General features: G+C 32.5%; 21 protein-coding genes and 1 other RNA gene. 5 read left to right on the top strand and 17 right to left on the bottom strand.

Annotated elements, in window-relative coordinates:
* Nucleotides 1-60: 60 nt before the first annotated feature.
* Genes LO744_RS09850 through LO744_RS09835 form a run of 4 tightly spaced genes read right to left on the bottom strand, consistent with a single transcriptional unit; the run spans nucleotide 61 to nucleotide 2,715 of the window.
* Nucleotides 61-762: a GIN domain-containing protein gene (locus LO744_RS09850; protein ID WP_230668997.1), complete on the bottom strand. Its 702-nt coding sequence runs from the start codon at nucleotides 760-762 to the stop codon at nucleotides 61-63.
* On the bottom strand, nucleotides 762-1,145 hold the full coding sequence (locus tag LO744_RS09845) for a hypothetical protein (protein WP_230668995.1): 384 nt from the start codon (nucleotides 1,143-1,145) through the stop codon (nucleotides 762-764). Before LO744_RS09845 ends, LO744_RS09850 begins: the two co-directional genes overlap by 1 nt.
* A 5-nt stretch (nucleotides 1,146-1,150) precedes the next feature.
* Nucleotides 1,151-2,101, bottom strand: a complete 951-nt coding sequence (locus tag LO744_RS09840) for a glycosyltransferase family 2 protein (RefSeq protein ID WP_230668993.1) — start codon at nucleotides 2,099-2,101, stop codon at nucleotides 1,151-1,153.
* Nucleotides 2,102-2,118: 17 nt separating this feature from the next.
* The gene (locus tag LO744_RS09835; RefSeq protein WP_230668991.1) at nucleotides 2,119-2,715 is read right to left on the bottom strand and encodes a DUF4199 domain-containing protein; all 597 of its coding nucleotides are present in this window, start codon (nucleotides 2,713-2,715) and stop codon (nucleotides 2,119-2,121) included.
* A gap of 132 nt (nucleotides 2,716-2,847) precedes the next feature.
* On the opposite strand from LO744_RS09835, the gene ffs reads away from it, so the two are divergent.
* Nucleotides 2,848-2,944: signal recognition particle sRNA small type (gene ffs, locus LO744_RS09830), an RNA gene on the top strand.
* A gap of 62 nt (nucleotides 2,945-3,006) precedes the next feature.
* On the opposite strand, the gene LO744_RS09825 is transcribed toward ffs, so the two are convergent.
* The 12 genes from LO744_RS09825 to LO744_RS09770 form a co-directional block, all read right to left on the bottom strand.
* The gene (locus LO744_RS09825; RefSeq protein WP_230668989.1) at nucleotides 3,007-3,693 is read right to left on the bottom strand and encodes a metal-dependent hydrolase; all 687 of its coding nucleotides are present in this window, start codon (nucleotides 3,691-3,693) and stop codon (nucleotides 3,007-3,009) included.
* A gap of 22 nt (nucleotides 3,694-3,715) precedes the next feature.
* Entirely contained in the window at nucleotides 3,716-4,024 is a 309-nt protein-coding gene (locus LO744_RS09820) for a hypothetical protein (protein ID WP_230668987.1), read from the bottom strand.
* A 5-nt stretch (nucleotides 4,025-4,029) separates the two neighbouring features.
* Nucleotides 4,030-4,476 (bottom strand): SRPBCC family protein, encoded by a 447-nt coding sequence (locus LO744_RS09815; protein WP_230668985.1) that lies wholly within the window; start codon nucleotides 4,474-4,476, stop codon nucleotides 4,030-4,032.
* 289 nt (nucleotides 4,477-4,765) lie between these two features.
* On the bottom strand, nucleotides 4,766-5,695 hold the full coding sequence (gene menA, locus LO744_RS09810; protein ID WP_230668983.1) for a 1,4-dihydroxy-2-naphthoate octaprenyltransferase: 930 nt from the start codon (nucleotides 5,693-5,695) through the stop codon (nucleotides 4,766-4,768).
* Nucleotides 5,696-5,757: 62 nt separating this feature from the next.
* Nucleotides 5,758-7,257 (bottom strand): PH domain-containing protein, encoded by a 1,500-nt coding sequence (locus LO744_RS09805; RefSeq protein ID WP_230668981.1) that lies wholly within the window; start codon nucleotides 7,255-7,257, stop codon nucleotides 5,758-5,760.
* On the bottom strand, nucleotides 7,241-7,786 hold the full coding sequence (locus LO744_RS09800; protein ID WP_230668980.1) for a PH domain-containing protein: 546 nt from the start codon (nucleotides 7,784-7,786) through the stop codon (nucleotides 7,241-7,243). Before LO744_RS09800 ends, LO744_RS09805 begins: the two co-directional genes overlap by 17 nt.
* Nucleotides 7,787-7,967: 181 nt before the next feature.
* Complete coding sequence (locus tag LO744_RS09795; protein WP_230668979.1) at nucleotides 7,968-8,804, bottom strand: 1,4-dihydroxy-2-naphthoyl-CoA synthase; 837 nt, start codon at nucleotides 8,802-8,804, stop codon at nucleotides 7,968-7,970.
* A 298-nt stretch (nucleotides 8,805-9,102) separates the two neighbouring features.
* A complete protein-coding gene (locus LO744_RS09790) occupies nucleotides 9,103-10,290 on the bottom strand; it encodes a DUF4062 domain-containing protein (protein WP_230668977.1) in 1,188 nt (395 codons plus the stop codon).
* Nucleotides 10,291-10,395: 105 nt separating this feature from the next.
* Nucleotides 10,396-10,971 carry a hypothetical protein gene (locus LO744_RS09785; protein ID WP_230668975.1) on the bottom strand — a complete coding sequence of 192 codons (576 nt, stop codon included), beginning with the start codon at nucleotides 10,969-10,971 and terminating at the stop codon, nucleotides 10,396-10,398.
* A 74-nt stretch (nucleotides 10,972-11,045) separates the two neighbouring features.
* The gene (locus tag LO744_RS09780) at nucleotides 11,046-12,050 is read right to left on the bottom strand and encodes a peptidylprolyl isomerase (RefSeq protein ID WP_230670527.1); all 1,005 of its coding nucleotides are present in this window, start codon (nucleotides 12,048-12,050) and stop codon (nucleotides 11,046-11,048) included.
* Nucleotides 12,051-12,129: 79 nt separating this feature from the next.
* On the bottom strand, nucleotides 12,130-12,639 hold the full coding sequence (locus LO744_RS09775) for an FKBP-type peptidyl-prolyl cis-trans isomerase (protein WP_230668973.1): 510 nt from the start codon (nucleotides 12,637-12,639) through the stop codon (nucleotides 12,130-12,132).
* 272 nt (nucleotides 12,640-12,911) lie between these two features.
* Nucleotides 12,912-13,982 carry a branched-chain amino acid aminotransferase gene (locus LO744_RS09770; RefSeq protein ID WP_230668972.1) on the bottom strand — a complete coding sequence of 357 codons (1,071 nt, stop codon included), beginning with the start codon at nucleotides 13,980-13,982 and terminating at the stop codon, nucleotides 12,912-12,914.
* Nucleotides 13,983-14,066: 84 nt separating this feature from the next.
* Between LO744_RS09770 and mnmD the strand changes: the two genes are divergently transcribed.
* Nucleotides 14,067-14,741, top strand: coding sequence for a tRNA (5-methylaminomethyl-2-thiouridine)(34)-methyltransferase MnmD (gene mnmD / locus LO744_RS09765; RefSeq protein ID WP_230670524.1), 675 nt, complete (start codon nucleotides 14,067-14,069; stop codon nucleotides 14,739-14,741).
* Between the two features lie 192 nt (nucleotides 14,742-14,933).
* Nucleotides 14,934-15,350 carry an NUDIX hydrolase gene (locus LO744_RS09760; protein ID WP_230668970.1) on the top strand — a complete coding sequence of 139 codons (417 nt, stop codon included), beginning with the start codon at nucleotides 14,934-14,936 and terminating at the stop codon, nucleotides 15,348-15,350.
* Nucleotides 15,351-15,370: 20 nt separating this feature from the next.
* On the opposite strand, the gene LO744_RS09755 is transcribed toward LO744_RS09760, so the two are convergent.
* Nucleotides 15,371-16,078, bottom strand: coding sequence for a DUF4294 domain-containing protein (locus tag LO744_RS09755; RefSeq protein WP_230668969.1), 708 nt, complete (start codon nucleotides 16,076-16,078; stop codon nucleotides 15,371-15,373).
* 52 nt (nucleotides 16,079-16,130) lie between these two features.
* On the opposite strand from LO744_RS09755, the gene chrP reads away from it, so the two are divergent.
* Both chrP and rpe read left to right on the top strand, forming a co-directional pair.
* Nucleotides 16,131-17,207: a chryseobasin maturation metalloprotease ChrP gene (chrP, locus tag LO744_RS09750; protein WP_230668967.1), complete on the top strand. Its 1,077-nt coding sequence runs from the start codon at nucleotides 16,131-16,133 to the stop codon at nucleotides 17,205-17,207.
* 113 nt (nucleotides 17,208-17,320) lie between these two features.
* Complete coding sequence (rpe, locus tag LO744_RS09745) at nucleotides 17,321-17,971, top strand: ribulose-phosphate 3-epimerase (protein WP_230668965.1); 651 nt, start codon at nucleotides 17,321-17,323, stop codon at nucleotides 17,969-17,971.
* Nucleotides 17,972-18,342: the final 371 nt, after the last annotated feature.

Below are 18,342 nucleotides of genomic sequence, written 5' to 3'. Positions count from 1 at the left end.
ACTAATTTTGAAACTTTATACTAAGAAAACTTCCCTCATCCAACTTCTAACTTCCAACTTTTAGTTCAATTTCTTATTCTCTACTCTCGTAGTTTTATCAACTTTAAAAGCTCTAATTGGATCATTATAATACACAAATTTTGCTGTGTTTTTTACAGTTCCTTTCAGCGTATCTTTTACATTAACTTCTGCATAATTACCGTTTTGAGAATCAACATTTAGATTCACAATTTTCCAGTAAGGAGCTATTAAACTTGCTGTATCTGAGATTTTTATCACCGCATCTTTAGTCGCTCCTAAAAAATTAGCACGGCTTCTGTTCTGCATGTCAATTTCAGCTCTTCGCGTGTTCAACGAACCCATAAAAGTAGCGTAATTCTTCAAATTTAATTTGAAATTATCTGTTTTAATTTCACTCGAAATATTCATTTCCACAGAGTCTGAAATTGAAATTTTTTCCAAATTATATTTTGAGTAAATCGTGATATTATAAAAATCAACGCCCTTTGTTTTTCTGCTTTCTTTAATGGAAAGAGTTTTATCATCTACATCGATATCCAGGTTTCCAGCTATGTTTGGGTAAGTTTCTACTTCCACAAAGTTTTTCGGCCCTCTTGCATAAAATACTCTAAACTTTCCTTCAAGGTCAAGGTTTACAAATTCTTCAACATCAATTTCTTTTTTTTCTAAATTTCCTTTGGGAGAAATTTTTCCACAAGAAAATATAGCTAGTAAACTTACTCCTGCAACTATTTTTTTCATTATTTACTTTTTTTATAAAGCCATGTTAGTTTTTTACCATCAATATTCTTCAAAAGCAAATATTTTTTTTCAACTACAGAATAATTAAACTCTATGGGCTCAGGCAGATTAGAATATTGCATCACCAAAATATTATTTTTTAAAGTATAAGTACCCTCACTTTTATTTTTGCTTCCCAACGATGAAAAAGATAAATCATCCTTAAATTCTAGTGTACCAGTACCATACTCTTCTTTAATGTTATTCAACATTTTAGCGTCAACTTCATTTCTTTCACCTTCATTGATGCTGATAAATTCCCATCGAGAAGTTATCGGTGTAGTCTCTTTCACTTTCGAACATGATAGAAACAAAGTACATAGAATTAATAGATAAAATTTCATACAGCTTATATCACTTCGTCGATATTATAATTTTTATGTTCTCTGTTTGTACGGATAATCATTTCACCTAAAAATCCTGCAATAAAAAGCAAAGTTCCCATCAACATCATCGTTAGTGCAATAAAAAACCAAGGATTATTGGTGATTAAATGTCCATAAATACCTCTTGCTACATCAATCAGCTTTGAAATCCCCAACCAAAAAGCTGAAAGAAAACCTACAATAAACATGATTGTACCTACTGCCCCAAAGAAATGCATTGGTCTTCCGCCAAAACGACTTACAAACCAAAGCGTTACCAAATCTAAAAATCCACGAACAAATCTTTCCGTTCCGAATTTTGAGGTTCCGTAAGGTCTTGCCTGGTGCGGAACTTCTTTCTCGGTAATTCTTCTAAAACCAGCATTGGCAGCCAAAACCGGAATATATCGGTGCATATCACCGTACACGTCGATTGATTTTACGACCTGTTTTTTATAAGCTTTTAAACCACAGTTAAAATCATGTAAATAAACTCCTGAAACTTTTCTAGCTGCTGCATTGAAGAGTTTTGAAGGAATATTTTTAGTCATTACATTATCAAAACGCTTCTTTTTCCAACCTGAAACGATATCGTAATTATCTTCAACTATCATTTTGTAGAGTTCAGGAATTTCTTCCGGGAAGTCTTGTAAATCTGCATCCATGGTGATAACAACATCACCGTTTGCTCTTTCAAAAGCCGCATGAAGCGCTTGAGATTTTCCGTAATTTCTGGAAAATTTTATTCCGTGGATTTGTGGATGCTGCACTTTTAAATTCTCAATAATGCTCCACGACAAATCTGTACTTCCGTCATCGATAAACCAAACTTCATAAGACAAGTTGCTGGTTTTGCAAACGTTGTCGATTCTTGTAAATAACTCTTCGAGAGACTCCTCTTCGTTGAGTAACGGAATTACTATAGATAAATTCATTTAATTTTTAATAAAAATTAGTCTTGATTAATTTCTTCCTGATGGTTTGTTTTCTTTCTAAAAAACGCTCCAAAAAAGACAGACAAAATTACGTAAAATATAAGAATTGCGGCAAAATATCCTGAAAAATGACTCGCCGTAAGCATATCTTTATCTTTTATTGTCGCAGGATCAAATCTTTGAAGGCCTTCCTGATATTTTTGCTCTAGTTCGTCGATGTCTTTTTGGTGCTTCAAAATCTTTTTTGCCGACTGATATTCTTTCTCCAATTCAGATTTTTGACGATGTACATATTGATAGTTCAACAGCTTTTTTGCATCAGTATCAATGAAGTTTAAGAACGAAAAAATACTAACAATAGATAAAATCCCGCCTACAAACATGGGCACGAATGCTCTTTTAAAAGCTTCCTTAAAATTCATTTGGTGGTTATTCCAATGAGATTTTACAGACCAAAATGCAAATAAGACATATACGATTGGTAAAACAAAAGCATTGACTTTCAGCGTGGTATCAAAATATTCAACACCTGAAAAAAATGTGTAGACTACAAAAAAGATGGCCATGGTAACGGCATACAGTAAAATTCCTAGGGTAAGTGGACTTTTCGTCATAATTCTAATTTTTAGAAAATTTCTCAAAAAATATTGCTCTAAATTTCAGCGTTTTAGCTTTAATAAAGGGATTTTTAAAGATTTTTTCTGTAATAATATTTTTAATTTTAAAATAAGTTCCTATATTTGCAACGGCAAGTCCTAAACAACCAGCTCCTAAAAACCCTCCAGGGTGGGAACGCAGCAAAGGTAATTGGTTGAGCGGTGTGATTTAGGTAGCTTGCCATTTTTTTATTTTATAAAAAAGAGATTAAGATGATTTAATTTAAATTACTTAATCTCTTTTTTTTGTTATATATCGAAGCTTTCTCCGAGTTTAGGTAAAACCAATTCAACATTCTTATCAGCAAAATGTTTCGCCGCACTCTCATGATTGATTGCTATCGCAGGAAAAGTATCAAAGTGACATCCGATTACTTTTGGAGTTTTCAATAATTCTGAAGCTGCAAAAGCTGCTTTTCTCGCACACATTGTGTAATGACCACCAATCGGAAGAATTGAAAGATCTAAATCTCCGTACAACGCCGGAAACAGCTGCATATCTGCCATTACTCCTGTATCACCAGCTAAGTACACGTTTTTACCCTCAGGAAGTCTAAAAATATATCCTACTGGCACTCCACCGTAAGTTCCATCAGGAAATGAACTTGTATGATGCGCCGGAACCATTGAGATTTTAAGATCATCAATTTTTGCAGACCCACCAAGATTCACATCATCGGTGTTTTTTGCATTTTTAAAATACGCACAGATTTCTGGCTGACCAATAATCATAACTTCAGGATAATGCTGCAAAACCTCTCCTACATCTGCAATATGATCGCCATGAGCGTGAGTGATTAAAATATAATCAATTTTCTGAGCCGAGATATCAAATCCTGATTCAGCCTTTTTGTAATTGTAAAAAGGATCACATAAAATCGTTTTGTCTTTGTACGTGAACAAAAAACAATTTTGTCCTAAGTATTGTATTTTCATTTTATAATTTTTTTATAGTTTATTATGGGCTAATAACATGATCAACCTTTTTAGACATAGCGCTATTGTAATAATAAGTTTGGTAAGTGCAAAATATAATTATTATCAACTGAAATAGCAAAATGGTGATATTTGATTTTATTTTTTGTTTTAAAATATAAAAAGAAACAAAAAAATCAATCAATAAAATTCCCCCTAAAACAAATGGAGTTAATGCGATTTCAAATAAAGACAATTCTTCAAATATCAATTCTTTAATTAATAAAATAAAAAATAGAATTGGGATAATTACTGATACCCAAGAAATAATTTTATAGAATCTATTTTTCATGATATTTATTTCGCTGGAAATTTATCCTCTATTAATCTCAAATTAATCCCGTGTTCTAAATAAGCCTTGCAACCATCTAAAACGGTAGTAAATCCGCCTGTATTGTCATTAATAATCTTATAGAAATCTTCTCCAGTTTGGGAATATCCGTAACTTTTAATTACAACCAGAGTTCCTTTTTCCATTTGTTTAAACTCATAATCTACATTGTTTGAAAACAATCCCCACTCTGTTTTTATCAATTGATTTGGGATAATTTGTAAAATCTTAACCTCAGATTTTGCATTGTACATTTCCCACTCCCATGTAATTATTTTACCTTCTTCCAGTTTTCCGGTAGATTTTGTAAACCAGAAATTGGTTGTGATTTCGGGGTTTATAAATGCTTCAAAAACCTCTTGAACTGGTTTTCTGATTAACATCTGTACTTTAACGTAAATCTTCGAGTCCATTCTTTAATTTTTATAATGATAAGTATAGAATATATAATATTAAAATTACCACACTAGAGTTCAAAATAAACAATAATTTATTCTCATATTTTTTTCCAAAAATAACAACAGATGATGGAATGATTCCTAAATTTATTAAAAGAAAAAGTGGTAAAATAACATAACCAAATCCCATTGGTCCTCCATCGTCTTTTATTAAATTAAATGTTGCGGATATGAAATAGATATTTGAAATTAATATCAATATTGAAAAAATAATATTTAATATTTTCAACTTCATTATAAGTAATTAGCTAAAATAATTAAGACCTACAGCCGTTAAAACAGCCATCATCAAAGTCAAAATCCCTACTTGTTTCAAAAATGGATCAAGCTGCTTTGGTTCTTTCACCGCCATGATATTTCTTCTCAATTTCGCAACGGGAATCAATAAAATCATTACGATAAACACATAATAATTTTGCATCTGAATAAAATTATTCATCCCTAAAAACACAAGAATAAGAATCAATGGAAGCTGCAATAAAACCATTTCGTAAATCATTGCATTTCTGAAACCTATTCTCAACGCAAGACTGTTCTTTCCTGACAATCTGTCGCTTTCAATGTCACGCATATTGTTCAGATTTAAAACTGCCATACTCATCATTCCGATAGCCGTTCCCGGTAAAAGAATGTCCCAAGAAAAAGTTTTTGTAAACAGAAAATAACTTCCGCAAACTGAAACTAAACCAAAGAATATAAACACGAAAACATCGCCCAATCCCATATACCCATAAGGTTTTTTACCAACTGTATAACCAATTGCTGCTAAAATACTCGCGACTCCCAATCCGATGAAAATATAAAACTCATTCATAAATTCAGGGATAAAAGCAAGGTATAAAAGCGCAACTGTTGCTACAAATGACAAAATAGAAAACAAAATCACTGCGTTTTTCATTTGTTTTGCAGTAATTCTTCCTGAAGCCACCGCTCTTGCTTCTGCTTCACCAATTCTCTTGGCATCCGTACCTTTTACACCATCTCCGTAATCATTAGCATAGTTTGATAAAACCTGATACAGCAAAGTCACCACAAGTGCCAGCGCAAATATTTTCCAGTCCCAAATTCCTCCTTCTTCTTTTAGTTTCCATTTTGCAATGAAAGAACCCATGATTATTCCGCTTAACGAAAGCGGTAACGTTCTCAGCCTCGCGGCGTTTATCCAATTGACCATAATTATAATTGATAAGAGATAATTTATTAATGATATATCGATTATCATTAATAAATTATCATTTATTTTTTAGATGTTTCTATTTTATAGATGCAGTAATTCAAAAGTTTTTTAAGCTTTTTAAAGTTTAAAGCCACCATTTTAAAACGTCCTGCAGAGGTATAAAAAGTAATACTTCCTAAGTTTGTTTTCCGTTGCCAAAAATACTGAGAAATTTTCACAGTCTGAAGTTTTTCGACCTCAAAAGTTCGTGTATCGATGTCCCAAATTCCTGATTTTAATCTTATAAATTTTTCATTGTAAAACAATTTTAAATTTCTGAAAGCAATCAAAATGAATAACTCCGCTAATACAATGTATATAACTGCTAAAAACCAGTAGTTTATCAACAAATCTTTTTCAATAATAAAAAACAACAGCAAAGGAATAATGATAAACTGAAAATTATTGACAATAACTAATCGAAAATTAGGTGTCAAATTATTCTCAAAAACCGGATTCTCTTTCCAGATGGTAGAAATCAGCTTTCTTTTTTCATCATTATTAATTCCGGGAACAGCGGCAACATTTTTTTCTTCTTCTTCGTTTTTACCGATTTGGAGAAACTTCACAAAAGAAATATTCATTTGCTTCTGAATCCAGTTTTGTGTTTCGGTAATGACCTGTACTTTTGATTTGTTGACAATCGAGTTTCGGGTATTAAATAAACCGTATTCAAAAGAAAAACTCTGATTATTTTCGCTGATTTTAAAGTTGAAAAACTTAATCAATGTACGAACCGTATTAATCAAAATCCCAAGAATAATCACCACCAAAACAATCCCAAAAATGACTGGAATCGAAAATGCTAAAAACTGAGATTCTACCGTGTCATAATCTAATTGCGTGTCTAGTTTCGCTTTTTTTAGCAAGTTGGTGAGTTCAGAAAAACCATAAATCATTAAACTGACCAAAGCGAAAAAACTACGGACATAATTGGCAGTAATACCATATTTTAAAATGCTAAACGTCGAAATTTTGATTGAACGAAGCGTATTGACATCTTGATTTTCGGCAATCTCAGCACCTTCATGTACACTATTTTCGACTTTAACTTCCGTTAAAAGATATTTCTTAAGGTCTATCGCATTTTGTTTCGTTAAAGCAGAAATTTTCACTTCTTTTTCAGAACTTCCCGGGGTGTCGATTTCAAGTTTATAGATATTAAAAAACCGATGAACAAAAGGTTGTGAGATATTAACCTCCTGAATATTTTCTTTTTTAATTTTAGTTACTGACGTGTTGATGATTCCTTCGTGAATGACAAACTCTTCATTTTCTTCATCAATATAATATTTGAAATGATAATATTGTAAAACCGCAGAAACAATAAGAATTAAGAGCCCAGCAATAATGGCAAGCACAATAATCCAGGATTCGATTTTATCTTTTCTCACAAAAAAAAGGATGACAAAAACCCATAAGTTTTTAATCACCATCCCTACATTGTACAAGAAAAGCAAAACAATACCTGTTTTAGACTGCCGTTGAGGCTGAAAAAAAGAATTAAGCTTCTCCTCCATTTTCTAAATTTTCTTTGGAAATGGTTCCTCTGATGTGATTATTAATTCCTTCTGCAATATCTTCAGGCAAACCGTTTACGGTAATATCACCCCCACTCACTCCTGCCGTAAAAACAGAAACCGATTTTAAATGCAATAGTTTTGAAAACCATCCCTGCTCTACTTTAATATGCTGAATTCTATTGAACGGAACAATCGTTATACTTCGCTTCAGCCAGCCGTGTTGGTAGACTAAATCTTTTTCACGAACTGCATATTTTCTGAATTTAAATCCAATCAGCGTATTCAGAAAAAGAAAAGCAATCATTAGAAAAATTCCAGTAACAATTGCCAAAGCCTGAACTTTGCTTAAATTAAAATAAAAAAAGTAAAAAGTGACTGCTATTGCTCCAATTAGAAAAACAGAGAATAAAGCCAGATTAAATAAGATAATCTTAAGATATTTTGGCGAGACCGCCGTCAATTTTAAATCATCGAAATCAGGGATTTCAAGGTCGAAAATCTGAGGGTTTTGAAAGTTTTGTTCCATAGTGTAAAATTTCTCGCTGATATTGCAGATAAAGCAGATTTTAAATTATTTCAGGTCTTTTTAAGGTTTTAGAAAAAATTATTAAATAACCCCTTTTTGATATAATTCTAAACTTATGAAAAGCATCTAAACAAAATAATAGGTAATGAAATCACTCATTACCTATTATTTTGTTTAGATTTTAAGAAATCCACTGGTCTTTTCCGAAGTCTGGCTTTCTTTTTTCAAGGAAAGCATTCCTACCTTCTTTTGCCTCTTCCGTCATATAAGCTAAACGGGTTGCTTCACCTGCAAAAACCTGCTGACCAACCATTCCGTCATCGGTAAGGTTCATCGCAAACTTCAGCATTCTGATAGACATTGGAGATTTAGCTAAAATTTCCTGAGCCCATTCGTAAGCTGTATCTTCAAGCTCATCGTGAGGAATTACAGCGTTCACCATTCCCATATCGAAAGCTTCCTGTGCATTATAATTTCTTCCTAAAAAGAAAATCTCACGTGCTTTTTTCTGTCCGACCATTTTAGCCAGATAAGCAGAACCGTAACCACCGTCAAAACTTGTAACGTCAGCATCGGTTTGCTTAAAAATAGCGTGTTCTTTACTTGCCAAAGTTAAATCACAAACTACATGAAGCGAGTGACCACCGCCCACTGCCCAGCCCGGAACCACTGCAATTACCGCTTTCGGCATAAAACGAATTAATCGTTGAACTTCAAGAATATTTAAACGGTGTCTTCCATCTTCGCCTACATAACCTTGCTGGCCTCTTGCTTTTTGGTCGCCTCCGCTGCAGAATGCAAAAACTCCGTCTTTAGAACTTGGCCCTTCTCCTGAAAGCAAAACCACGCCAATAGAAGGGTCTTCTGAGGCATCATAAAAAGCATCGTACAATTCTGAAGTTGTTTTTGGTCTGAAAGCATTACGGATTTCTGGTCTGTTGAAGGCAATTCTTGCCACTCCGTTGCATTTTTTATAAGTAATATCTTCGTATTCCTTCACGGTTTTCCACTCGATCATTTTGTAAAAATTTTTCCCAAATATACGGAATTAGAGAGAGAGTTTTATGATAGTCGCTGTTGAAATATGAAGAATGAGTAATTGGCAATAAGTAATATTATTAGTTCTAAAAAAATGAGTTTGGTTTTACAAAAGTTTAAAATAATGTTTACTAAGTATGATAACTTTCGTCGGTTCGGATGAAATTCTGAAAAAAATTTTATTTATTAAATCTAGTTTTTTTCAAGAAGAAAGGAAGATAAAAAATGTTTACAATATTTAAAATTAAAAACCACCTCTTCTGAGGTAGTTTTTAATTTTAAATAAGTCTAGACAATTTATATTTTATTTCATTTATAAATTCACCCGTAAGATTTTTAATACCTTCTAAATTGAAAATAAGTTCGTCTAATTGTTTATCTAATTTTCTCTTTGATGCATTCAGATTTGACTGTAATCTCGGTAATGTTTTTACTGTAGCTTGAAAACCAGACATTCCTTGTATTGCAAAAGGAATATTTTTATAAAGACCTTCAGTAGCAATTAATATAGATTCTAAATTTTGTTTATGATGTTCTTTATCTAAATCTTCCATACTATTTATATATTTTAATCCTATATCTATCGCATTCTGAAAATTATTATAAAAAATAGAATTTTCAATCTTTACTTTATCAGAATATCCATCCATTAGCTTTGAAATCTTTTTGAATAAATCAATCATCTGAAACTTGTTAGGATTAGGGTAATTTATTAATCTCTCAATTTCTTCAGATTTTTTCGCAAATTCAATTCCAATATTTTTCGTACTTTCATTAATATTCAGAATGGAATTAGTAGAAATCATTAGTAAAGATTCAAATTCAACTAAATAATCAAACACGCCGTAATCTTCATCTAAAACTAAATTATCATTAAAATCTTCAGACTCTGAATTTTTTAAAATGACCCCTTTCTCATAATTAGGTTGAAATGATTTCAAATTATCAATTCTCTTAGGTAGGTGAATGCGAAGACTTGTTTTTAAATCATCAACATCATTAAATGAACTATAGAAAACATTATTCTCTTTTAAGACTTCTTTAAACTTTTTTATTTTACTTAATTCCTCGATGTTTATATCATCTAACCTAAGTGGTGGTTTATTTTTAAAATAAAATAGTATCTGTATGTTTTCCTTATTTTCGAATCGCTTTATGGCATTTAAAAATTCCTCTTCTGTTCCTGAATTAGCTACATTAGTTTTTGTTCCAAATTTTTGCCAAATCATTCCTATAAAAATATCATAATCATTACCTATGTCTTTACTTATTAAATCTTGAGTATATGTATCAGTAATACCTGGAGCAGAATGTGTTTCCCACTTTAATAATTCCAACACTAAATTATCTCTATATCCATAGGTTAAGTTTATTTCTTTAATCACATTTTCAACTTCAAATCTTTCTTCTTCTAAATCACCTGGAGAACCTAGAAAAATTGTATACTTGGTAATGTTTTTTGCCATATTTTTTTTGTGAAATTATAAATTTAGAAGTAAACAATATTATGGGAATCCGTATTTCTAAAATATTTTAATTAAAAGCCAACTCTCACGAATTGGCTTTTCAATTTATAACTTATCCAAAATCTTTTTTGGAAGAACTTTTATCAGTTTCTTTTTATATTCTGCATCAGCAAAAACCACTTTCCAGCTTTTCTTATCCTTTGAAACAGCAACCATTTTCATGGGAGCGTTAATGACATAAGCACCTTCTTTGGCGAGATATTCTACCGTTCCTTTGCCATATTTTTTAGTAAGCATTTCTGAAATAGACTTTTTCATCTCTTCACCCATCGAGCTTACATCGGCTTTCAGCTTTAAATAATAACTGCTGATCGAAAAGTTTTCACCATCTATCAATTCTGGTTTACCTACCGAAATAAATTTCATATCTAAAACATCAATTTTCACAAACGGATTATTGTAGGTCATATTCAGCATTTGTGTCAACTGGTCTTTATTTGCTACCGTAAAAAACTTTGGATAAATGCATTCTACCGTTTGATCTATTTTTTTGTATTTAATCGTATTGACAAAATAAACCATCGATTTGCGTATTGCCTGATCATCTGCATTAGTTTTTGTTTGAGCTAAAGAAAATAGTGAAATAAAAATAAGCAGCGCGGTAATTAATTTAGTTTTCATGAAATGATTTTATTTAAACATTATAAAAGCCACCTCTTTCGAGACGGCTTTCAAATATATTTAAAAATTTCCGATTAAGGAACTTTTACCAATTCTACATCGAAGATTAACCATGCGTTTGGTGGAATAACTCCTCCTGCACCTCTTTCTCCGTAACCCATTGCTGGTGGAATCAATAAAGTAGCCGTTTCACCTTCTTTCAATAATAAGATTCCTTCGTCCCAACCTTTGATTACTCTACCTGTTCCTACAGGGAATTCTAGAGGCTCATTTCTTTTGAATGAAGAATCAAACTCAGTTCCGTTTGTCAATTTACCAGCATAATGCACCTGAACGTTATCTCCAGCTTTAGCAGCTTTTCCTTCAGTCTTTTTAGTGATTTTATAGTAAAGACCAGATTCAGTTACCTGCATTCCCGCTTTTAAATCTTCAATAGCTTTTTTTGCATCAGCTTCAGCTTTTTCAGCCATTGCTTTGTTGTTTGCAGCAATTTTACCTTTCCCTTCTGTAAAAGTTTTTGCAGCATCATATCCTTTGTACTCATCTCCTTTGCTGAAAATGCTTACTTTTTCTAATACGATATCCGTTTTTGGCTTGTCTTGTGCTCCTTTTTCTACATTAGCAATTGCATCAATTACATCGTCACCTTTTACTACTTCACCAAAAATAGTGTGTTTTCCGTCTAACCAAGGAGTTGCAATTTCAGTAATAAAAAACTGAGAACCATTGGTATTCGGACCAGAATTCGCCATAGAAAGAATACCTTTTCCAGTGTGTTTAAGGTCGTTTTTCTCGTCTTCAAACTTGTATCCTGGGTCTCCCATTCCTGTTCCTTTAGGATCACCTCCCTGGATCATGAAATCTTTGATTACTCTGTGGAAGATTGTTCCATCATAAAAAGGAACTCCTTTCGCCTTAGATTTATTATCTATTTTCCCTTCTGCAAGACCAACAAAGTTAGCCACAGTTACTGGTGATTTTTTGTCTTCAAATTTTACAATAAGGTTACCTTTTGTAGTTTGAATATTAGCGTAAAGTCCGTCTTTAAGCCCTTCGTAAGTTTCTTTGTCTACGTTCATCTTTTTATAAATTGGGGTACAGCTTAAAAGCGAAACGCTCGCCGCTGCTAAGATTATATTTTTGTTTAAGAATTTCATTTTACAGTGCTTTTAATTTTATAATTAAAGGAATATCGTTATCAATTTTATTTTCGTCTCCGTAGGTTCCGTAAGCTAATGATGACGGTACAAGAAGCGTTACTTCTTCACCGTTTTGTATATATCGAAGTGCGTTTTCAACCGCTTTAAGTTCATCAAAATGTCCGAATCTCGCATCGTTTCTGCTTATGGATTTATCATAAATTTTAGTCTGATCAAAATCGTAAAGATCATACGAATACGAAATAGTAGACTCATCAGGTCTTCTTTCTCTTTTGTCAAAACCCTCCACTGTCGTCCAATAATTCAGTTGTGTGGGAAAGAATTTAACGTTTTGACTTGTGATCCAATCCTGAATTTGTTGCCTTTCAACCGTATTGAGATTTTTCATTCTGTTTTTGGAAACATCCAAATCGTTTTGGTTCAAAACACCGCCAACCGGTGGATGCACCGGGTTATTTCTTTTACAGCTCAGTAAGCTTAAAATGGATATAAAAAGTATTTTTTTCATAAAAACTTTTGCGAAAATAAGCATTTCGGGAATGATTAACAAAAGTTGTTGAATTTATTGAAATAAAATTTTGACTTTTTTAATAATTAAAGTTGCTTAAGATAAATTTTAAGCTCTCGCAGATTTTAATGATTTAGCAGATTTAGAATCAAAAAAAATAGTCTGCCTAATCTGAAAGATCTGCTAGAAAAATTTTCATTAAACTAATTCATTTTAAAACAAAAAAAGTCGGGAATAATTCCCGACTCTATATTGATATTTAATTGTAAAAATTAAACTGTTTCTAATGCATGGTCAACCAAAACTCTCCATCCGAAAGGATCTTCAGAAAGATTATTTTGTAGGTTTACTAAGTCATTTTTAAGGATTACCGCAAAACTTTCTTCGTCTGAAAGTCTTGGTAATTCAAGCTTTTCACCATTATGTCCTAAAGCCTGGAAAACTGTAGTAACAACTGCTGTTCCTACTCCCCAAACTTCTTTCAAAGTTCCGTTTTTCTGGGCTTCTACCACATCTTTTACTTTAATAGGCTCTACTCTTACATCAAATCCTCTTTTCTTCGCCAATTGAATGAAGCTATCTCTTGTAACACCATCTAAGATTTTCTCTGAAGTTGGAGGGGTAAAGATTGTATCGTTAATTCTTACGAAAACATTCATTGTTCCACTTTCTTCAAAATACTCGTGCGTCGCATCATCAGTCCAGATAATTTGATCATAACCTTCTTCCATTGCCAATTGAGTTGGGTAGAAAGAAGCCGCATAGTTACCTGCCGCTTTAGCAGAACCTACACCACCACTTGCTGCTCTAGAATAGTGATCAGAAATTTTCACAGATACAGGCTCAGTGTAATACATTTTTGCAGGTGTTGCTACAATTGCAAACATATATTTATTAGATATTCTTGCTTTTAAAGCTTCTTCCGTAGCAAAAATTAATGGTCTAATATATAAAGAATTACCTTCTCCTTGAGGAACCCATTCTCTGTCAATATCAATTAAAGCTTTCAAGCCTTCTAAAAAGATTTCTTCTGTAACCGAAGGCATCGCCAAACGATTTGCAGATTTATTGATACGCTCAAAATTCTTCTCTGGCCTGAAAAGGAAAACCTGTCCGTCTTTATCTTTGTAAGCTTTCATACCTTCAAAGCAAGCCTGTCCATAATTCACTCCCATCATCGCAGGTGTAAACAATAAAGGCCCGTAAGGAACCAATTTTACCTCGCCCCATTTTCCATCTTCGTACTCACAGATGATCATGTGATCGCTGAAAGTTCCTCCAAAAGAAAAATTATTGGGATCGAAAGTAGAAATTCTAGAGTTTTCTGTTTTTTGAATTATCATTTCTTAAAATTTTTATGATGTTCTACAAATTTAACATAATTTTTCAAATATAAAAATTTTAGATTAAATTTGAAAAAAATTACATTGGAAAGAGAGATTAAGACTACAAACGACGGAAGCAAAACATTGTTTATCAATGAATTAAATGAAAACTATCATTCTCATCATGGCGCTCTTCAAGAAGCCGAACACGTATTTATCAAAAATGGACTAAATTTAATAAATGATTACGAAATTAACATTTTAGAACTCGGTTTTGGAACAGGTTTGAATGTTTTAGTGACAATTAATGAATATTTAAAAACTGACAAAAATCATGTCATCAACTATTTTACGCTTGAAAAATACCCTATAAATGAATCTGAAATTGACAATTTGGCGTATTTCGAACTGTTTGATAACCCTGAATTAAAAAATATTTATCAAAAAATTCATCAATCTGAGTGGGAGAAATCGGTAGAAATTACTCCGGGTCTTAATCTACATAAGATACAGTGTGATTTTTTCGACCTTAAAAACATTGATTTACCGAAGATTAACCTTGTCTACTACGATTGTTTTGGAGCAAGAGTACAGCCAGACCTTTGGGAAATGCCTTTATTTGAAATGGTTGCCGATAAAATGAATGTAAACGGACTATTAACGACCTACTCTTCTAAAGGGAGTGTAAGAAGAGTTTTGCAAGACCTTAATTTTAAAGTTGAAAAAAAACAAGGGCCTCCCGGAAAAAGAGAAATGATTAATGCAATAAAGTTATAAATATGGTTAATTGTTAACTGTTAATTATAAATGATAAGTGACAAATGATAAGTGATAAGTGATAAGTGGAAAAAATTAATCTATAAAGTCTTACGATTTTTTTTAATTTAAAATTCATAACTCATATTTGATAATTAATCATTGACAATTGACAACTATTTTTCCCTATTTTAGCTCATCTAAATATGATTTATGATTAACAATTTTAATGTAAGAGTTTATGCGTGCGTTGTAAAAGACAAAAAAGTTCTTACCCTTTTTGAAGAATACGCAGGAGAAGCTTTAATGAAATTCCCCGGTGGCGGTCTTGAATATGGAGAAGGATTAACAGATTGCCTGAAGCGAGAGTTTGAAGAAGAGCTGAATGTAAATATAGAAGTTGTAGAACATCTTTACACACAGGAAGATTTCTTGGTTTCCCGCTTCAAAGAAAACGAGCAGCTTCTTACTATATATTATATGGTAAACATTATTAATGAAGAAGACTTCATCATTATGGATCCATGTATTGAAAAAATAGACTGGATTTCTATTGACTCGGCTGAAAACCCCTTTAGCTTGCCAATTGACAAAATTGTTTTCGATAAACTGAAAGAAAAATTCCTGTAAATATTTACAGGAATTTTTCTTTATTTAGAAACCTTAAAATCATTTGCTCCAGGATAGGGTTGCAAATACCCAGAATTCCAATTGGATTGCAAAAGCGATTCTAAAAACTCATCTGTTCTGTTTTTATGAGGATTGTAAGGGTCTTTCAAATCAATATCTGCCATTTTCCCTTTTACATTCCACCAAAATGCACTCCATCCACCGCGTAATTCTCTAATGATTTCGAAAACGTTTTTTCCTGTTCCTCTATTCATTAATTTAGCAAAAACCTGACCTTCTGTGGTTGTTAAGTCTCGCAATTGCTTTTCATACTGGTCAGCCAACATATTTTGTCTGTCTTTTACGTATTTTCTTTTGGCAGCGCTATCCAAATTATTCATTTCTCCCTGAATGTCTCTGTATTGCTGCAAAGCAGTTAGAAATAATGGGTACACTCTATATAATTTCTTATTTAAAAAAAAGTAATAATTTTTATCGAGTTGATTATTAAATTTAGGTTTGTTTAAAAGCACCAACTCATCCATCACGACGACAGTTTCACCATTGATTTCGTAGAACTTAGCTTTTTGCCTTGCATCGTAATAATATTTATTACCAAACTCATCCGTTTTCAATTCTTCCGGTGGATACTGACTGAGAGGCTTGATTGTTATAGAATCTTTGCCTTGTCCGAAAACACCAATTGCAAAAAACAGGAGAAAAAGGCAGGCGATTTTATGAAATTTCATTATTTTTACACGTATTATAACAAAATTTGATAACAAAAATCATTCCCTTTATATGAAATTCGAAAAGAAATCTTTGAAATTTTTAGAGAAATATTTAAACACTTCATCACCAACAGGTTACGAGCACAACGGACAAAAAGTTTGGATGGATTATATCACCCCCTATGTAGATAAAGTAGAAGTTGACCACTATGGAACATGCTACGGAATTATCAATCCTGAAGCAGAGTTTAAGGTGGTTATTGAGGCACACGCAGACGAAATCTCATGGTACGTAAACTATATTACTGATGATGGATTAATTTACGTAATCAGAAATGGAGGTTCAGACCAAACCATTGCGCCTTCTAAAGTAGTACATATCCACGGTGAAAAAGGAATTGTAAAAGGAGTATTTGGCTGGCCTGCCATTCACACAAGAAGCGCTAATCAAAACGAACCGACTCCAAAAATCGACAATATTTTTATCGACTGTGGAGCAATCACAAAACAAGAAGTAGAAGACTTAGGGATTTTCGTAGGATGTATGATTACTTACCCTGATGAGTTTTTTGAAATGAACGACCGTTATTTTGTTTGCAGAGCATTAGATAACAGAATTGGCGGATTTATGATTGCAGAAGTCGCAAGACTTTTAAAAGAAAACAAAAAACAAATTCCTTTCGGGCTATACATTACCAATTCGGTACAGGAAGAAGTTGGTCTTTATGGAGCAGACATGATTGCAGATACTATTAAACCTAATATCGCAATTGTTACCGATGTTACCCACGACACAACGACACCAATGATTGAAAAGAAAAAAGAAGGCGACCAAAAATGTGGTGACGGTCCGGTTGTATTTTTCGCACCAAGTGTACATCATACCATCAGAGAATTGATTATTGACACCGCAAAAAGCAAAAAAATACCTTTCCAAAGAGCAGCAGCAAGCAGAGCAACTGGTACAGATACAGATGCTTTTGCTCATTCTAACGGTGGTGTACCAAGTGCTTTGATTTCCTTACCTTTGCGCTACATGCATACAACCGTGGAAATGGTCTCTAAAGAAGATGTAGGAAACGTTATTCAACTTATCTACGAAACCCTTCTAAAAATAAAGCCAGAAATGAAGCTGAAGTATCATTAAAAAAAAGAAGTTAGATATTAGACTTTAGAAGTTAGTTAAAAACTAATGGTTGATTTCTAATATCTAACTTCTAATATCTAACTTCTAATATTTAATATCTAAGTAAAGTAAAAATGAAAACAAAACTTATCGCTCCTTCCCTATTATCCGCAGACTTTGGGAATCTGCAGAGAGACATCGAAATGCTTAATAATTCTCAGGCAGACTGGTTTCATATTGATGTGATGGATGGTAGATTTGTGCCTAATATTTCTTTTGGATTTCCTGTAATGAAAACTGTACAGCAACATGCAAAAAAATTCGTAGATGTACATTTGATGATTGTAGAGCCTGAAAAATATGTCGATGAATTTATCAATCACGGAGCAGATTTAATTTCTGTACATTATGAAGCTTGTACTCATCTTCACAGAACAATTCACCACATTCAGAGCAAAGGGGTAAAAGCTGGGGTTGTTTTAAACCCTTCAACACCTGTATTGCTTCTTGAAGATATCATTGCAGATGTAGATTTAGTTTTACTAATGAGTGTAAACCCTGGATTTGGCGGTCAAAAATTCATCGAAAATACTTATAAAAAAATCGCTGAAACCAAAGACCTTATTTTAAGTAATAACTCTACAGCCCTTATTCAAGTGGATGGTGGAGTAAATCTAGATAATGCATCTAAATTGTTTGAAGCTGGCGCAGATGTCTTGGTTGCTGGAAATGCTGTTTTCTCAACAGAAAACCCTGAAAGAACGATTGAGCTTTTAAAAATTTAAATAAAAAAAAGACAGTTTAATCAACTGTCTTTCTTCCCATTATTGAGAAAGAGTAATTATATGGTCGTTAGTTTTCACGTTTTCGATTCAGATATCAGAAAAATCTGACTTTCTGTTTTTTGCTGATATAAAGATGGTAAAATACAAAACATCAACCTATCCGTAAAAACACTGAAATTTTAATTAATAAGCATTTATTTTAGTTTTTATTCTAAACATATCGCAATATCAATTAACAAAATATCAGATAAATTACAGTTATTTATATCGAATCTAAATAATCGCAATTCTGAAAAATCATTTTTTTCCTGATATTAAGAAAGTCAAAATGACAGACAACTACCTTCCAAAATAATATCAAAAAAAAATCC

This window comes from Chryseobacterium turcicum (assembly GCF_021010565.1).
Classification (GTDB): domain Bacteria; phylum Bacteroidota; class Bacteroidia; order Flavobacteriales; family Weeksellaceae; genus Chryseobacterium; species Chryseobacterium turcicum.
The sequence above is the reverse complement of the archived record's forward strand: the minus strand, read 5'-3'. Positions and strand labels throughout refer to the sequence as shown.

What these genes read in the sequence shown, in the direction of transcription:
- LO744_RS09850 (WP_230668997.1), bottom strand. Translation starts at nt 762, where the DNA reads ATGAAAAAAATAGTTGCAGGAGTAAGTTTACTAGCTATATTTTCTTGT.
- LO744_RS09845 (WP_230668995.1), bottom strand. Translation starts at nt 1,145, where the DNA reads ATGAAATTTTATCTATTAATTCTATGTACTTTGTTTCTATCATGTTCG.
- LO744_RS09840 (WP_230668993.1), bottom strand. Translation starts at nt 2,101, where the DNA reads ATGAATTTATCTATAGTAATTCCGTTACTCAACGAAGAGGAGTCTCTC.
- LO744_RS09835 (WP_230668991.1), bottom strand. Translation starts at nt 2,715, where the DNA reads ATGACGAAAAGTCCACTTACCCTAGGAATTTTACTGTATGCCGTTACC.
- LO744_RS09825 (WP_230668989.1), bottom strand. Translation starts at nt 3,693, where the DNA reads ATGAAAATACAATACTTAGGACAAAATTGTTTTTTGTTCACGTACAAA.
- LO744_RS09820 (WP_230668987.1), bottom strand. Translation starts at nt 4,024, where the DNA reads ATGAAAAATAGATTCTATAAAATTATTTCTTGGGTATCAGTAATTATC.
- LO744_RS09815 (WP_230668985.1), bottom strand. Translation starts at nt 4,476, where the DNA reads ATGGACTCGAAGATTTACGTTAAAGTACAGATGTTAATCAGAAAACCA.
- menA (WP_230668983.1), bottom strand. Translation starts at nt 5,695, where the DNA reads ATGGTCAATTGGATAAACGCCGCGAGGCTGAGAACGTTACCGCTTTCG.
- LO744_RS09805 (WP_230668981.1), bottom strand. Translation starts at nt 7,257, where the DNA reads ATGGAGGAGAAGCTTAATTCTTTTTTTCAGCCTCAACGGCAGTCTAAA.
- LO744_RS09800 (WP_230668980.1), bottom strand. Translation starts at nt 7,786, where the DNA reads ATGGAACAAAACTTTCAAAACCCTCAGATTTTCGACCTTGAAATCCCT.
- LO744_RS09795 (WP_230668979.1), bottom strand. Translation starts at nt 8,804, where the DNA reads ATGATCGAGTGGAAAACCGTGAAGGAATACGAAGATATTACTTATAAA.
- LO744_RS09790 (WP_230668977.1), bottom strand. Translation starts at nt 10,290, where the DNA reads ATGGCAAAAAACATTACCAAGTATACAATTTTTCTAGGTTCTCCAGGT.
- LO744_RS09785 (WP_230668975.1), bottom strand. Translation starts at nt 10,971, where the DNA reads ATGAAAACTAAATTAATTACCGCGCTGCTTATTTTTATTTCACTATTT.
- LO744_RS09780 (WP_230670527.1), bottom strand. Translation starts at nt 12,050, where the DNA reads ATGAACGTAGACAAAGAAACTTACGAAGGGCTTAAAGACGGACTTTAC.
- LO744_RS09775 (WP_230668973.1), bottom strand. Translation starts at nt 12,639, where the DNA reads ATGAAAAAAATACTTTTTATATCCATTTTAAGCTTACTGAGCTGTAAA.
- LO744_RS09770 (WP_230668972.1), bottom strand. Translation starts at nt 13,982, where the DNA reads ATGATAATTCAAAAAACAGAAAACTCTAGAATTTCTACTTTCGATCCC.
- LO744_RS09760 (WP_230668970.1), top strand. Translation starts at nt 14,934, where the DNA reads ATGATTAACAATTTTAATGTAAGAGTTTATGCGTGCGTTGTAAAAGAC.
- LO744_RS09755 (WP_230668969.1), bottom strand. Translation starts at nt 16,078, where the DNA reads ATGAAATTTCATAAAATCGCCTGCCTTTTTCTCCTGTTTTTTGCAATT.
- chrP (WP_230668967.1), top strand. Translation starts at nt 16,131, where the DNA reads ATGAAATTCGAAAAGAAATCTTTGAAATTTTTAGAGAAATATTTAAAC.
- rpe (WP_230668965.1), top strand. Translation starts at nt 17,321, where the DNA reads ATGAAAACAAAACTTATCGCTCCTTCCCTATTATCCGCAGACTTTGGG.